Origin of the sequence: Streptomyces alboflavus, assembly GCF_000716675.1 — a bacterium.
GTDB lineage: Bacteria > Actinomycetota > Actinomycetes > Streptomycetales > Streptomycetaceae > Streptomyces > Streptomyces alboflavus.
Genome location: NZ_JNXT01000013.1, coordinates 158940 through 172202 on the forward strand (window position 1 = coordinate 158940; position 13263 = coordinate 172202).

The 13263-nt window shown below is 74.7% G+C and carries 11 protein-coding genes; 7 read left to right on the top strand and 4 right to left on the bottom strand.

Going from position 1 to position 13263, the window contains the following annotated elements:
• Positions 1–89 precede the first annotated feature (89 nt).
• Together OO63_RS12515 and OO63_RS12520 are read left to right on the top strand one after the other, a co-directional pair.
• A complete protein-coding gene (locus OO63_RS12515) occupies positions 90–1613 on the top strand; it encodes an anthranilate synthase component I family protein (protein ID WP_030360041.1) in 1524 nt (507 codons plus the stop codon).
• A 124-nt stretch (positions 1614–1737) separates the two neighbouring features.
• Positions 1738–2346 carry an anthranilate synthase component II gene (locus OO63_RS12520; protein WP_030360042.1) on the top strand — a complete coding sequence of 203 codons (609 nt, stop codon included), beginning with the start codon at positions 1738–1740 and terminating at the stop codon, positions 2344–2346.
• Here the strand turns inward: OO63_RS12520 and pdxR are convergent.
• Entirely contained in the window at positions 2330–3742 is a 1413-nt protein-coding gene (gene pdxR, locus OO63_RS12525; protein WP_030360043.1) for a MocR-like pyridoxine biosynthesis transcription factor PdxR, read from the bottom strand. The two genes, OO63_RS12520 and pdxR, sit on opposite strands and share 17 nt — an antisense overlap.
• A gap of 198 nt (positions 3743–3940) precedes the next feature.
• Between pdxR and trpD the strand changes: the two genes are divergently transcribed.
• The 5 genes from trpD (at position 3941) to OO63_RS12550 (ending at position 10776) form a co-directional block, all read left to right on the top strand.
• Positions 3941–5005: an anthranilate phosphoribosyltransferase gene (gene trpD, locus OO63_RS12530; protein ID WP_030360044.1), complete on the top strand. Its 1065-nt coding sequence runs from the start codon at positions 3941–3943 to the stop codon at positions 5003–5005.
• A gap of 111 nt (positions 5006–5116) precedes the next feature.
• Positions 5117–5956 carry an endo alpha-1,4 polygalactosaminidase gene (locus OO63_RS12535; protein ID WP_030360045.1) on the top strand — a complete coding sequence of 280 codons (840 nt, stop codon included), beginning with the start codon at positions 5117–5119 and terminating at the stop codon, positions 5954–5956.
• A gap of 209 nt (positions 5957–6165) precedes the next feature.
• On the top strand, positions 6166–7611 hold the full coding sequence (locus tag OO63_RS12540) for a sensor histidine kinase (RefSeq protein ID WP_051810793.1): 1446 nt from the start codon (positions 6166–6168) through the stop codon (positions 7609–7611).
• The gene (locus OO63_RS12545; protein WP_051810794.1) at positions 7544–8281 is read left to right on the top strand and encodes a response regulator; all 738 of its coding nucleotides are present in this window, start codon (positions 7544–7546) and stop codon (positions 8279–8281) included. The genes OO63_RS12540 and OO63_RS12545 overlap by 68 nt, the downstream gene beginning before the upstream one ends.
• A gap of 227 nt (positions 8282–8508) precedes the next feature.
• Positions 8509–10776, top strand: a complete 2268-nt coding sequence (locus OO63_RS12550) for an MMPL family transporter (protein ID WP_078619093.1) — start codon at positions 8509–8511, stop codon at positions 10774–10776.
• Positions 10777–10818: 42 nt separating this feature from the next.
• Here OO63_RS12550 and OO63_RS12555 read toward each other — a convergent pair whose 3' ends face one another.
• The 3 genes from OO63_RS12555 to OO63_RS12565 form a co-directional block, all read right to left on the bottom strand.
• The gene (locus tag OO63_RS12555; RefSeq protein ID WP_030360049.1) at positions 10819–11154 is read right to left on the bottom strand and encodes a hypothetical protein; all 336 of its coding nucleotides are present in this window, start codon (positions 11152–11154) and stop codon (positions 10819–10821) included.
• 76 nt (positions 11155–11230) lie between these two features.
• The gene (locus tag OO63_RS12560) at positions 11231–11905 is read right to left on the bottom strand and encodes a response regulator (protein ID WP_030360050.1); all 675 of its coding nucleotides are present in this window, start codon (positions 11903–11905) and stop codon (positions 11231–11233) included.
• The gene (locus OO63_RS12565; RefSeq protein WP_030360051.1) at positions 11863–13197 is read right to left on the bottom strand and encodes a sensor histidine kinase; all 1335 of its coding nucleotides are present in this window, start codon (positions 13195–13197) and stop codon (positions 11863–11865) included. The genes OO63_RS12560 and OO63_RS12565 overlap by 43 nt, the downstream gene beginning before the upstream one ends.
• Positions 13198–13263 lie beyond the last annotated feature (66 nt).

Below are 13263 nucleotides of genomic sequence, written 5' to 3' on the forward strand. Positions count from 1 at the left end.
GACTTCCGGCAACAACGGAAGGCAGCCGTGGGGACAATCCGACGGCGGTGAATTCAACGGGAGTTCACCACGCCGGAAGGGAGTTCTCCATGCCGGAAATGACCACGGTCGACGTGCGGGTGACCGACAGCGAACTGCCCCGCCACGACCCCCTGGACCTGTACGTCCCGCTGCGCGCGGCCCTCGGCCAGGACGACGTGTTCTTGTTCGAGAGCCTCGACGGCGCCGACCAGGACGGCCGTGCGGCCGTCGTCGGCTTCGGGCGGCTCGCGGAGATCCGGGTGTACGACGGGTACGTCGACCTCGACGGCACGCCCGCCCTCACCCGCGCGCTCGCCGGGGCGGCCGTGGCGGCAGGCCTTCGCGGGGACCACCCCCGCGAGCCGGACCCGAGCGTGCACCGGCTCCGCCTCACCGCCGCCGACCAGGTGTGGGACTTCCTCGCCCAGGCGCAGCGCCTGTTCACCCTGGACACCGAACTACCCACGACGGGCTACGCGTTCGGCTTCCTGACCACCCTGGCGTACGAGGCCGCCTGGCACATGGAGGCGCTGCCCGCGCGCACCGAGCAACCGGGCGCGCCGGACATCACCCTGACGCTCTTCCGGGACACCGTCTGGTACGACCCGGACGACGGGCCGGTGCGTCATGTGCGGGCCGAGAGCAGGGCGTTCGGGGACGGGGACCCGGCGGCGGCCCGCGAGGTGGCGCACGCTGCGGCGCGGGAGGCCGCCACGGGCACGCGACGGCCGGCGGTGGTCCCGGAGGCGCCGGGGCCGGAGTCGGTGCGGGACAGCGTGGACCGGGAGACGTTCCTGGGCTGGGCGGAGACGTGCCTGGAACACATCGGGGTCGGCGACATCTACCAGATCCAGATCGGCCACCGCATCGATGTCCGCACCGCGTTGACACCCGTCGACGTCTACCGGCGGCTGCGCGCCCGCAACCCCTCGCCGTACATGTATCTGATGCCGCGCGCGGGGCGCACGCTGATCGGGGCGAGCCCGGAGCTGTTCTTCCGGATCGAGGGCGACGAGATCGTGATGCGCCCCATCGCGGGCACCGCGCGGCGCGGCCCCGACGAGGAGGAGAACCAGCGCCGGATCAAGGAGATGCGCGAGTCCATCAAGGAGCAGGCCGAGCACATCATGCTGGTCGACCTGTGCCGCAACGACATCGGTCGGGTGACCACGGCGAGCACCAAGCCGGTGGACCGGCTGATGGCCGTGGAGGGCTTCAGCCATGTCTTCCACCTGGTGTCGACGGTGTCGGGGCGCCTGGAGGAGGGCACGGACACCTGGCAGGCGGTGCGCGCGACCTTCCCCGCGGGCACGATGACCGGGGCCCCGAAGGTGCGCGCCATGGAGATCGTCGACGGCCTTGAGCGGGAGCGGCGCGGCGCCTACGCGGGCGCGGTCGGCCTGGTCGACGTGCGCGGCTGGAGCGAACTCGCGCTGTGCATCCGCACCGTCGAGCACGACGGGGACACCTATTCCACGCAGAGCTCGGCGGGGATCGTCGCCCAGTCCGAGCCCGAGGCCGAGTGGCGCGAGACGCTGGCGAAGATGGGCGCCGCGTACTGGGCCCTGACCGGTGCGGAGCTGCTGCCGTGACCGGCGCACCGTGGCCGCGGCCGCTCGGGCCGCGCGGACTCACTCCGCCGCCCGCGTCGGCCGCCCCCATCACACCGTCCGCGTACGACACCCCCCGGCCCCGTACGAGAGAGGCATCCCGGGCATGAACGTCCTGCTGATCGACGCCTACGACAGCTTCGTCCACATCATCGACCAGTACCTGCGCACGCTCGGGGCACGCACCCGGGTGGTGCGGTCGCTGACCCGGTCCCCCGCCGACCTGGCCGCGACCGAGCCCGACGCGGTGGTGCTCGGGCCCGGTCCGGGGCATCCCTCCGCGTCCGGGCACGTGGAGCTGGTACGGGAGTTCGCGGGGCGGGTGCCGCTGCTCGGCGTGTGCCTGGGGCACCAGGCGATCGCGCTCGCGTACGGCGGGCGGATCGAGGTGGCCGGGCAGGTGATGCACGGGCGGACGAGCACGGTGCGGCACGACGGCGCCGGGGTCTTCCAGGGCCTCGGCCACACCCTCGAAGCCACGCGCTACCACTCCCTGGTCGTCGCCGAACCGCTGCCCGCGGAGCTGGTGACGACGGCCACCGACCTCGACCACGGGTACGTGATGGGGCTGCGGCACCGGACACTGCCTGTGGAGGGCGTGCAGTTCCACCCCGAGAGCATCATGACGAGCGGGGGGCTCGCGATGATGGAGAACTTCCTGGGGCAGGCCGCCGCGGCCGGGGTGGCCGCTGACGGGCTCACCGCCGCGCCCTGACGACCTCCCCGATCTCCCGTATCGCCTCCGCGACGCCCGAGCAGGGCAGGTGGGCGTGGCCGATGACCAGGGCGGGTGCCGCGGAACCCGGCCGGGCGTGGAACGCCGCGCCGCCGCGCACCAGCACGGACCGGGCGAACGCCCCGGACACCAGCGCGGCCTCGTCCAGGTGCCGGGGCAGCCGCACGTACGCGTGCAGGCCCGCCTCCCGCCCGATGATCCGCGCACCGGGAAGCTGCTTCTGCACCGCTTCCTCCAGGGCCTCGCGGCGGCTGCGGGCGCGGGCGTTGAGGCGGCGCAGATGGCGGTCGAACTGGCCGCCGCGCAGGAGCTCCGCGAAGGCCAGCTGGGTGAGGGTGTCCGTGCCCAGGTCCTGCCGGGCGCGCACCCTCAGCAGCCGGTCGAGCAGCGGCCGGGGCGCGGCGATCCAGCCGAGGCGCAGGCCGGGCACGAGGGTCTTGCTGACCGTGCCCGAGTACACGACGTGGTCGGGGGCCTCGCGCTGGAGGGCGAGCGGGCGGATGCCGCCCTTCTCGTACCAGAGCCCGCCGTCGTAGTCGTCCTCGATGACCAGGCCGCCGGTCTCGCGCGCCCAGCGGGCCAGCGCCTCCCGACGGCTCGCGGACAGCTGGACGCCGGTGGGGAACTGGTGGGCGGGCGTGACGAGGACGGCGCGCAGGCCGGACGCGGCGAGCGCCGCGACGTCGATGCCCTCCGCGTCCACCGGCAGCGGCACCGGGCGCAGTCCGCTGTCGCGCACGAACTGCCGCTGCCCGGGGTGGCCCGGGTCCTCGATGCCGAGTTGCCCGATGCCTTCCTGGGTGAGCATCGCGCACACCAGGGACAATGTCTGCGCGAACCCGGCGACCACCATCACCTGGTCCGCGCTCGTCCGCACGCCCCGCAACCTGCCGAGGCAGTGGGCCAGTTCGACGCGCAGGCGCATCTCGCCCGCGAGCGGCGGATAGCCGTGGTCACCGGCTTCGGCGTGGTCCAGGGCACGCTGGTAGCAGCTCAGCCACTCGCGACGCGGGAACGCCGCGAAGGTGTGGCTGCCGGGTCTGAGGTCCCAGCGGGCGCCGAAGGCCTGCGGGGCCGGTCCGTCGTCGAGCAGTGCGGGCACGACCTGCGGCGGCTCGGCCTCCAGGTGTGTCACCACGCGGGTGCCCGCGCCCCGCACGGCCTCCAGATAGCCCTCGGCGACGAGTTGCCCGAACGCCTCCACGACCACGCTGCGGGAGACGCCCAGGTCGTCCGCGAGGCGGCGGCTGGACGGCAGACGCGTGCCCGGGTGCAGGATGCCCTCCACTATCTCCTTCCTGATGAACCCCTGTATCTGGGAGGTCAGGGACTGTTCCGATTCCCTGACCACGTCCACTGCCATGTGCAGGGCCATGGTCCTCTCTTTCCCCGTGCCTGCTCGGATCCCGGTGCTCCAGTGAACTCTTGCGTATTTCCTCGGGATTGGCTGTCCTGTCTCCCGTCAGGAAAATGGTCCGTACGGAGCTTCGAAAAGTGGTCTGGAGGACGCGGCCCGCGCTCCCCAGACTGCTGGGGACGATCCCTTCACCCCTCTTCCTCGAGGAGAGTTCCCGTGACCGCCGACGAGCCACAGGGCCGTAACTGGCCGGAACTGCTGAACGCACTGCTGAGCCGCAGGGATCTGTCCGCGGCCGAGACCGCCTGGGCGATGGACCAGGTGATGTCGGGGGCCGCGGGCCCCGCGCGGCTCGCGGGTCTGATGGTGGCGCTGCGCGCCAAGGGCGAGACCGCCGAGGAGATCGACGGCCTGGTCGACGCCATGTACGCGCACGCCGTGCCGCTGTCCGTGCCCGGGCCCACGCTCGACATCGTCGGCACCGGCGGCGACGGGTCCCACAGCGTCAACATCTCCACGATGTCGGCGGTCGTGGCCGCCGGTGCCGGGGCGCGTGTCGTCAAGCACGGCAACCGCTCGGCGTCCTCCGCGTGCGGCTCCGCCGACGTCCTGGAGGAGCTGGGCGTGGCGCTCGACCTGCCTGCGCCGCAGATCGCGGAGGTGGCGGAGGAGGTGGGCATCACGTTCTGCTTCGCGCCGCTGTTCCACCCGGCGATGCGGCACGCCGCCGGGCCGCGCCGCGAGTTGGGCATCCGCACGGTGTTCAACATCCTGGGCCCGCTGACGAACCCCGCCGCGCCGAAGGCCCGCGCGGTGGGCGTCGCGGACGCCCGGCTCGCGCCGCTGCTCGCGGCGGTCCTCGCCCGGCGGGGCGTCTCGGCGCTGGTCTTCCGGGGTGACGACGGGATGGACGAGCTGACGGTCACGACCACCTCCACGGTCTGGTCGGTCTCCGGCTCCGAGGTGCGTACGGAGACCTTCGATCCGAGGGACGTAGGCATCGCGTACGCCACCGGGGACGCGTTGCGCGGCGGTGACCGGACGCACAACGCCCGCGTGACACGCGAGTTGGTCGCCGGGGCCCGCGGCCCGGTCCGGGACGCCGTCCTGCTCTCGGCCGCGGCGGGTCTCGCGGCCCTTGAGCCCGCCACCGCCTCCGTCACGGAGCGCATCGCCGCCGGGGTGGAGCGCGCCGCCGAAGCCCTCGACTCGGGCGCCGCCGCGGCCGTTCTCGACCGGTGGGCGGCGGTCACGACGAAGCGCCGCGACAAGGGGGCGTGAGCAGGACGGCGGGTCGAGCACCGCACGCGGGCCCCGGGTGACCGGGGCCTTCGGCCGAAAGCACACACTTGAGGGGCACCGCACGACCCGTACGAACCACAGGACGGCCAGATGCCCCGCCCACCCCGCCCCGCACGCCTGGCCCTGGCCCTGGCCCTCACCGCCGCCCTCGCGGTACTCACGGGCTGCTCCACCGACGAGCCCGCCGACCGCCGCACCACCGCCGACAAGGCCCCCCGCCCGCCCCGCCCCGGCACCCCCTTCGATTATCAGCTGGGCGGCGCCTACGCACCCCCGGACGGCGTCCGCGCCGTGGCCCGCGACCGTTCCGCGAAGCCCGCCCCCGGCCGCTACAACATCTGCTACGTCAACGCCTTCCAGGCCCAGCCGGGCAAGAAGGCCGCCGCCTGGTGGGACGACCGTCACCCCGGCCTGATCCTGCGCGACGACGACGGCGACCCGGTGATCGACGAGGACTGGGACGAGCCGCTGCTCGACATCTCCACCGCCGCCAAGCGCGAGGAGCTGCTCGGCGTCGTCGGCGACTGGATCGACGGCTGCGCACGCGCCGGCTTCGACGCGGTCGAGCCGGACAACCTCGACTCCTACGCCCGCTCCGACGACCGCCTCGACCCGGCCGACGCGACGGCGTTCGCACGGCTCCTGGTCCGCCGGGCGCACGACCAGGGGCTCGCCATCGCGCAGAAGAACACCGCCGAACTGCTCGGCAAGGGCATCGGGTTCGACTTCGCGGTGGTCGAGGAGTGCGGGCAGTACGACGAGTGCGAGCCGTTCTCGTCCGCGTACGACGGGAGGGTCTTCGACATCGAGTACGAGACGAAGGGGTACGACGCCGCGTGCCGCCGCTGGGGCGAGGAGCTGTCCATCGTCCTGCGCGACCGGGACGTGCTCCCCGCCGGGGAGAAGGGCCACGTGTACCGGCGGTGCTGAGAGCCTGTCTTTGAACCCCCGTCGTTCGCGCGAAGCGCGGGCGCAGCGGCGGTCGGTGCGTGCGATCGGCGTGCGGCGCCCCGGAGTGAGCCGGCGCCGCATCCCCCGCCCCACCGATCCACCGCCCCCGTCATCTCCCCCGCACCGGCGAGGACGCGCCCCGCCGCCCCCGGCGATACTGGCAGCCGCCTCCGCCCGGGAGCCGCCGTATGCCGCACCACCCCTTCCGCAGTCTCCGCACCCTGGTCCACACGCGCTGGCGCGCCCTCAGCAGGCGCCCGTACGTCGTGGACGCCGCCCTCGCCGCCCTCGTGCTGCTCGCCGTGTCGTTGCAGTTCGTGTTCCCCGACGACGGCGAGGACGACCGGCTCTCGGTGGCCGGCTATCTGCTGGCGGCGGGGACGGCCGTGCCGCTGGCCTGGCGGCGGCGGACGCCGATGACGGCCGTGTTCCTCGTCAGCCTGTTCACGCCCGCGATGGCGGTGTACCGGCAGCCGCCGCCGGACGTGGCGTACGGCGGGCTCGTCGCGCTGTACACACTCGCCCTGGTCGGGCGGCCCGTGCAGCGGCGGCTTGTGCTCGCGGTGTGGCTGGTCGCCTCGACGGCGACGATGACGTTCCGGGAGCGGGCGGAGCCGTTCGAGTACGCCTTCCACCTGCTCAGCTTCGTCACCGCGTACGGGTTCGGGGTGCTCGCGCGGGTGCAGCGGGCGTACACGGCGGCGCTGGAGGACCGGGCCCGGCGCCTGGAGCGGGAGCGGGCCGCCGAGACGGCGCGGGCGGCCGCGCGGGAGCGGGCGCGGATCGCCCGGGACATGCACGACGTGCTCGCGCACGCCGTGAGCCTGATGGTGGTGCAGGCGGAGGCGGGGCCCGTGGTGGTGCGGGCCGATCCGGAGCGGGCGATCACGGCGTTCGACGCGATCAGCGCGTCGGGGCGGGACGCGATGGCGCAGCTGCGGCGGATCCTCGGGGTGCTGCGGGACGCGGAGGGCGCGGGCGGGGCCGGGGCGGGCGCGGCGGCGGAACGCGGGCCGCAGCCGACGCTCGGCGCGCTGCCGTCGCTGGTGCGGGACGTCGAACGCGCCGGGATACCGGTCGAGTCGCGGGTCACCGGGGAGCCGGTCCCGCTGCGGGCGGACGTGGAGGTCGCGGCGTACCGGGTGACGCAGGAGGCGCTGACCAACGTGCTCAAGCACGCGGGCGCCGCCCGGGTCGTGCTCGAACTCGCCTGGTCACCGGGCGAACTGAGGCTCACGGTCACGGACGACGGCGCCCGCGCGACGGACGACGGAGCCCGCGCCACAGACGTCCGCACCCGCGCCGAGGGCAACGGCGCCCGCACCACCGCCGATGGAACCCCCGCCCCGGCCAACGGGATTGTTCCCGGCAGCGCCCCCGTCCCGGGCCCGCGCCCGCGGCCCCTGCCGTTCACGGCGACACCCGCCGAGGGTGAACGCCCCGGCGGCCAGGGCCTGGTGGGCATCGCCGAGCGCGCCGCGGCCTGCGGCGGCGCGGCCGAGGCCGGGCCCGTGCCGGGCGGAGGTTTCCGTGTCGCCGTGACGCTGCCCACGGCATCCTTGACGCATGAGCATCCGCGTAGTGGTGGCCGACGACCAGGAGCTGGTCCGCAGCGGCTTCACGATGATCCTTGACGCGCAGCCCGACATCGAGGTGGTGGCGGAGGCGGGCGACGGCGCCCAGGCGCTCGACGCGGTGCGCCGGCACACCCCGGACGTGGCGCTCCTGGACATCCGGATGCCCGTCATGGACGGCATCGACGCGGCGCGCGCGATCTGCGCGGAGTCCACGTGCCGGGTGGTCATGCTGACGACGTTCGACGTCGACGCGTACGTGTACGACGCCCTGTACGCGGGCGCGAGCGGCTTCCTGCTCAAGGACGTGCGCCGTGACGACCTGGTGCACGCGGTGCGCGTCGTCGCGGCGGGCGACTCGCTCCTCGCGCCGTCCGTGACGCGCCGCCTGGTCGCGGACTTCGTGCGCCGCGGCCGTACGACGCGGTCCGTCACGTCGTCGCCCGCGCAGCGCCTGGCCGTGCTCACCGCGCGCGAGGAGGAGACCCTGCGGCTGCTCGCGCGCGGCCTGTCGAACGCGGAGATCGCGGCGGCCTTCACGGTGAGCGAGCACACCGTGAAGACGCATGTCAGCAACGTGCTCTCGAAGCTGGCGCTGCGCGACCGGGTGCAGGCGGTGATCTGCGCGTACGAGAGCGGGCTCGTCGTGGCGGGAGAGCCGGGCGAGACGGATGAGCCGGGTGAGCCGGGCGAGACGAAGCCCGGGCCGGACGCCGACCAGGACCGCTGACCGCGAGGGCCGCCCCAGCGCCGCCCCTGCACCGCCACCGCTCCCGCGACTCCCTCGCGACTCCCCCGCCCGGGGGAGCCCTAGCCCGCGCGGGCGAGGCGCCAAGACCGCTCCGCGCGGCGATCCGACGCGCGCGTTCCACGGCGAAGGTGTGGGCCAAGGCGTCCGTGGCCGCAGACCGGCCCCGGACCCCGGTCCTTTCGCCTTCGAGCTCCCGAGGAGCGGTCATGCTCGCCACCCTCGCCCGGACGGCCACGCGCCGCCCCCGCACCGTGCTCTTCATCTGGTTCCTGCTGCTCGCCGTCGGACTCGGCTTCGGTACCCGGGTGTTCGGCGACCTCACCTCGACGGTGGAGGACGTACCGGGCAGCGAGTCGGTCGTCGCGGACGACCTGCTGTCCCGGCTCGACCCCGACGGCGACGACTTCACCGCGGCCGTCTTCGGCGGCCCGGTCCGCGCCGCCGACGTGCGCGAGGCGGTGACCGAGGCCGTCGCGGACGTCCGCGGGGCGCCCGGGGTCGCCGTCGCCACCGACCCGTACGAGACCGAGGGCCTTCTCGCCGCGGACGGCAAGGCCCTGCTCATCCCCGTGACGCTCAAGAGCGGCCTCGACGACGACGCCGAGGAGGACGTGGTCGGCGACGTCGCGGACCGGCTGCGGGAGATCGGCGCGGCGGTGGACGGCCGCGTCGACGTGGCGGTCAGCGGTGATCCGCTGCTCGGGGAGCAGATGGGCGGCCGGGCCCAGGAGGACGTGGCGCGCGCGGAGTTGATCACGCTGCCGGCCGTCCTCGTCGTACTGCTGCTGATCTTCGGCGGGCTGCGGGCGGCCGGGCTTCCGCTGCTTGTCGCGGTCAGCGGGGTGGCGGGCGCGTTCCTCACGCTGTTGGGGTTCCAGCAGGTCACGGAGATCTCCGTGTACGCGGTGCAGGTCGTCACGATGCTCGGGCTCGGGCTCGCGGTGGACTACGCGCTGCTCCTGGTGATGCGGTTCCGGGAGGAGCGGGCGCGGGAGGACGACGTGGTGACGGCGGTACGGGCGACGGTCGCGAGCGCCGGGCGGACCGTGCTGTTCTCCGGTCTGACGGTGGCCGTGTGTCTGTCGGGGCTCGTGTGGTTCCCGAGCCCGTTCCTGCGCAGCATGGGGCTCGCGGCGGGCGCGGTGGTCGTGGTCGACATGCTGGCGGCGCTGACGCTGCTGCCCGCGCTGCTCACGCTGTTCGGCGGCAGGATGAAGCCGAGCCCGGCGACGTCCCGCAGCGGCGCGTTCTTCGCGCGGCTCGCGCGCTTCTCGCTGCGCCGCCCGCTCGCCGTCGTGACGGCGGTCGTGGCCGGGCTCGTGGTGCTCGCGCTTCCGGTGTCCGGGATGCGGATCGAGATCGGCGACGCGCGCCAGCTGCCGCACGACACCGAGGCGCGGCAGCTGTACGACACCGTGCACGCGCACTTCCCGCCGGGCACGGACACCGACACCGTCGACGTCCTCATCAGGCCGGGCGCCGAACCGGACTGCGAGCGCAAGATCCGCGCGCTGCCGGGCGTGACCCGGGTGGAGAACGGCCGGATGACCGACGGCACGGTGCTGCTGCGGCTCACGGCGCCAGGCTCGGCGGACGGTCCGGAGGCGACGCGCCTGGTGGAGCGGGTACGGGACCTGCGCGGCGCCGAACCCGTCGTGGTCACCGGTGACGCGGCCCGGCTCGTGGACTTCCGCGACATGCTGGCCGACCGGGCGCCGTGGGCCGTACTGACCGTCCTCGCGGGCCTGTTCGTCCTGCTCTTCGCCTTCACCGGGTCGCTCCTGAGCCCGCTGCGCACGCTCCTGACGACGCTCCTGAGCCTCGGTGCCGCGCTCGGCGTGGTGGTGTGGGTGTTCCAGGACGGGCACGGCGCGAGCCTGCTCGGCGGCGAGGGGCTCGGGGCACTCAGCCTGACCGCGCCGCCGCTGATCATCGCGATCGCCTTCGGCCTCGCCATGGACTACGAGCTGTTCATCCTGGCGCGGATGCGCGAGGCGTGGACGTCGGGGCCGGGCGCGGGCGACCACCGGGCGGCGATCGTGGCGGGGCTGCGCAGTTCGGGGCGCGTGGTGAGCTGTGCGGCGCTGCTGCTCGCGATCGTGTTCGGCGGGTTCATGACGGGCGGCTTCTCACCGATCCTGCAGATCGGGCTCGGCCTGACGCTCGCGGTCCTCATCGACGCGACGGTCGTGCGGATGTTCCTGGTACCGGCGGCGATGGCGCTGCTCGGGGAGCGCGCCTGGTGGGCGCCGCCGGGGCTGCGGCGGCTGCACGAGCGGTACGGGCTCTCCGAGGGTGCCGGGCCCGCGGCCGGCGAACCCGAGGGTTCCGGCTCCGCCGCGGGTTCCGCGTGCGCCTCGGGCACCGGCCCCGTCGAAGGGTCCGGGTTCGCCGAAGGGTCCGGGTTCGCCGAAGGGTCCGGGTTCGCCGAAGGGTCCGGGTTCGCCGAGGGGTCGGCGCCGGAAGCGCGCTAGGGCCTGTCCGGTGCGACGCCGCGCCGACCCGTCGGACAGGCCCTAGGACAGCACCACCACGTCCATGAGCAGTGCCGCGACCAGGCCGGTGGCCAGCAGATAGCTGCCGAGCCTGGTCCGGCCGCGTCTGCTGACCTCGATGACCAGGCCGCAGAGGATGAGCAGCAGCCCGTACACGCCCACGACGAGCACGGACGACCGGCTCGCGAGCCGGACGGCGAGCAGCACCGCCGCGGCGGCCATGAGCAGCGAGGCCGCGGCGATGCGCAGCCGCCGGGCCTGGCGCGGGGTCAGCCCGAGGCGCTCCGGTGCCGCCGCGTCGGCGGGCGCTGCGTCGGCGGGCGGTGGGTCGCAGGGCTCGCGGTCGGGGACGCTCATGTCCGGCAGCGTAGTCGAGAGGTACACGTCAAAAGGGTCGGGGCTCCGGGGCTCGTGGGCCGGGCCTGCGGGGCGCTCAGGCCCGCAGGTAGGCGAGGACGGCGAGCACCCGGCGGTGGGTGGCGTCGGCGACCGGCAGGTCGAGCTTGGCGAGGATGTTGCCGACGTGCTTGCCCACCGCCGCCTCCGTGACGACGAGTTCGGCGGCGATGGCGGAGTTGGAGCGGCCCTCGGCGACGAGGGCGAGTACCTCGCGCTCGCGCGGGGTCAGCCGCTCCAGCGGGTCGCGTCTGCGCCGCAGCAACTGGCGTACGACTTCGGGGTCCACGACGGTGCCGCCCGCCGCGACCCGCGTGAACGCGTCGACGAACTGCTCGACCTGGCCGACCCGGTCCTTCAGGAGATAGCCGACCCCGCCGCCGTCCCCGGTGTCCAGCAACTCGGCGGCGTACGACCGCTGGACGTACTGGCTGAGGACGAGCACGGGCAGGCCGCGCCGCTCGGCACGCAGGTCGATCGCGGCGCGCAGCCCCTCGTCCTGGAAGCCGGGCGGCATCCGTACGTCGGTGACGACGATGTCGGGGTCGTACGCGGCCACGGCCTCCCGCAGCGCGTCCGCGTCGCCGACCGCGGCGACCACCTCGTGCCCGAACCGGCCGAGCACGCCCACGAGTCCCTCGCGCAGCAGCACGCTGTCCTCGGCGAGGACTACTCGACGGGCGCGGGGCCGCTCGGTGGGCGCGGGGTGCACGGGATCTCCAGGGTCAGGACGGTGGGGCCACCGGGCGGACTGGTGACGGTCAGTGTGCCATCGAGGACGGCGAGGCGGTCGGCGAGCCCGGTGAGGCCGGAGCCGCGGGCGGGGTCGGCGCCGCCGGTGCCGTCGTCGCGCACGGTCAAGCTGAGGGCGCCGCGGGCGTGGCGGGCGTGGACGGCGGCGCGGGTGGCGCCGCTGTGCCTGGCGACGTTGGTGAGGGCCTCGCGGACGGCGAAGTAGGCGGCGGACTCGACGGGTTCGGGCAGCCGGGGCAGCGGCGTGCCGGTATCGGTACCCGTGTCCACGTCCACGGGGACGGGTGAGCGGTCGGCGGCGTCCTCGATCGCGGCGGGCAGGCCGTAGTCGGCGAGGACCTGCGGGTGGATGCCGCGGATGAGCTCGCGCAGCTCGGCGAGGACGGCGTCGGCCTCGCCGTGGGCGGTGGCGAGGGCGGCGGCGAGCGGGCTGTCCGGCTCGGCGTCGAGGCGGGCGAGGCCGAGGCTCATGCTGAGGGCGACCAGGCGCTGCTGCGCGCCGTCGTGCAGGTCCCGCTCCACGCGGCGGCGTTCGGCCTCGAAGGCGGTGACGAGGCGGGCCCGGGAGCGGGTCACCTCGGCGAGCAGGGCGTGCGTCTCGGCCTCGCGCGGGGCGAGCAGGAGCCGGGCGAGGGCGGCGCGGGCGGCGGCGTACGCGCCGAGGGGGTGCAGCAGGGCGACGAGCAGGACGAGGCCGAGCGCGGCGGTGCCGCAGGCCGCCGGATAGCTCTCGACCAGCCAGAGCTTGGCAGGTCGTACGCCGCCTCCGGCCGGGCCGCCCGCGAGGGCGAGGTGGGCGGGGGCTCCGGCGAGGAGCAGCGGAAGGGCGAGGGTGCAGGCGGCCACGACCAGGTCCAGGGGCCACAGGACGAACGCCATCAGGACGGCGTACGCGAGCTCGCGCCACGTCGCCTGTTCGCGGGCGCGCAGCCGGAGCCAGGCGGTGAGGCCCGGGGTGTCCGGGGCGCGGTGCGGGGTCGGCGCGGGCGCCGGGTCGACGAGGCGGAGCCTGCGGCGCTCCAGGGCGGCGACGGGGAGGCCCGCGAAGGCCAGGGCGGCGAGGAGGGGGAGGCCCACGAGGGTCACGCTCAGGACGGTCCCCACGGCCAGGGACGCCGTCAGTGTCACCAGTACGGGTACGCCGGTGAGCGCGCCGCCCACCACGTACGCGGCCGCTCTCCAGGGCGCGGTCCCCCACAGGTACCGTCGGCCGCCGCCCCGCAGGTCGGCCCACACACTCTCCCGTCGCATGGCCGCACGGTACCGGCGCCCCGTTCGAATCCCCGCCGCTCCGCGGCGTATCCCCACCCACCCACC

Excerpts from the sequence above, each read along its gene's own strand:
- OO63_RS12540 (WP_051810793.1), top strand. The coding sequence starts at position 6,166 with ATGCCGCACCACCCCTTCCGCAGTCTCCGCACCCTGGTCCACACGCGC.
- OO63_RS12565 (WP_030360051.1), bottom strand. The coding sequence starts at position 13,197 with ATGCGACGGGAGAGTGTGTGGGCCGACCTGCGGGGCGGCGGCCGACGG.
- OO63_RS12520 (WP_030360042.1), top strand. The coding sequence starts at position 1,738 with ATGAACGTCCTGCTGATCGACGCCTACGACAGCTTCGTCCACATCATC.
- OO63_RS12535 (WP_030360045.1), top strand. The coding sequence starts at position 5,117 with ATGCCCCGCCCACCCCGCCCCGCACGCCTGGCCCTGGCCCTGGCCCTC.
- OO63_RS12515 (WP_030360041.1), top strand. The coding sequence starts at position 90 with ATGCCGGAAATGACCACGGTCGACGTGCGGGTGACCGACAGCGAACTG.
- OO63_RS12550 (WP_078619093.1), top strand. The coding sequence starts at position 8,509 with ATGCTCGCCACCCTCGCCCGGACGGCCACGCGCCGCCCCCGCACCGTG.
- OO63_RS12545 (WP_051810794.1), top strand. The coding sequence starts at position 7,544 with ATGAGCATCCGCGTAGTGGTGGCCGACGACCAGGAGCTGGTCCGCAGC.
- OO63_RS12555 (WP_030360049.1), bottom strand. The coding sequence starts at position 11,154 with ATGAGCGTCCCCGACCGCGAGCCCTGCGACCCACCGCCCGCCGACGCA.
- pdxR (WP_030360043.1), bottom strand. The coding sequence starts at position 3,742 with ATGGCCCTGCACATGGCAGTGGACGTGGTCAGGGAATCGGAACAGTCC.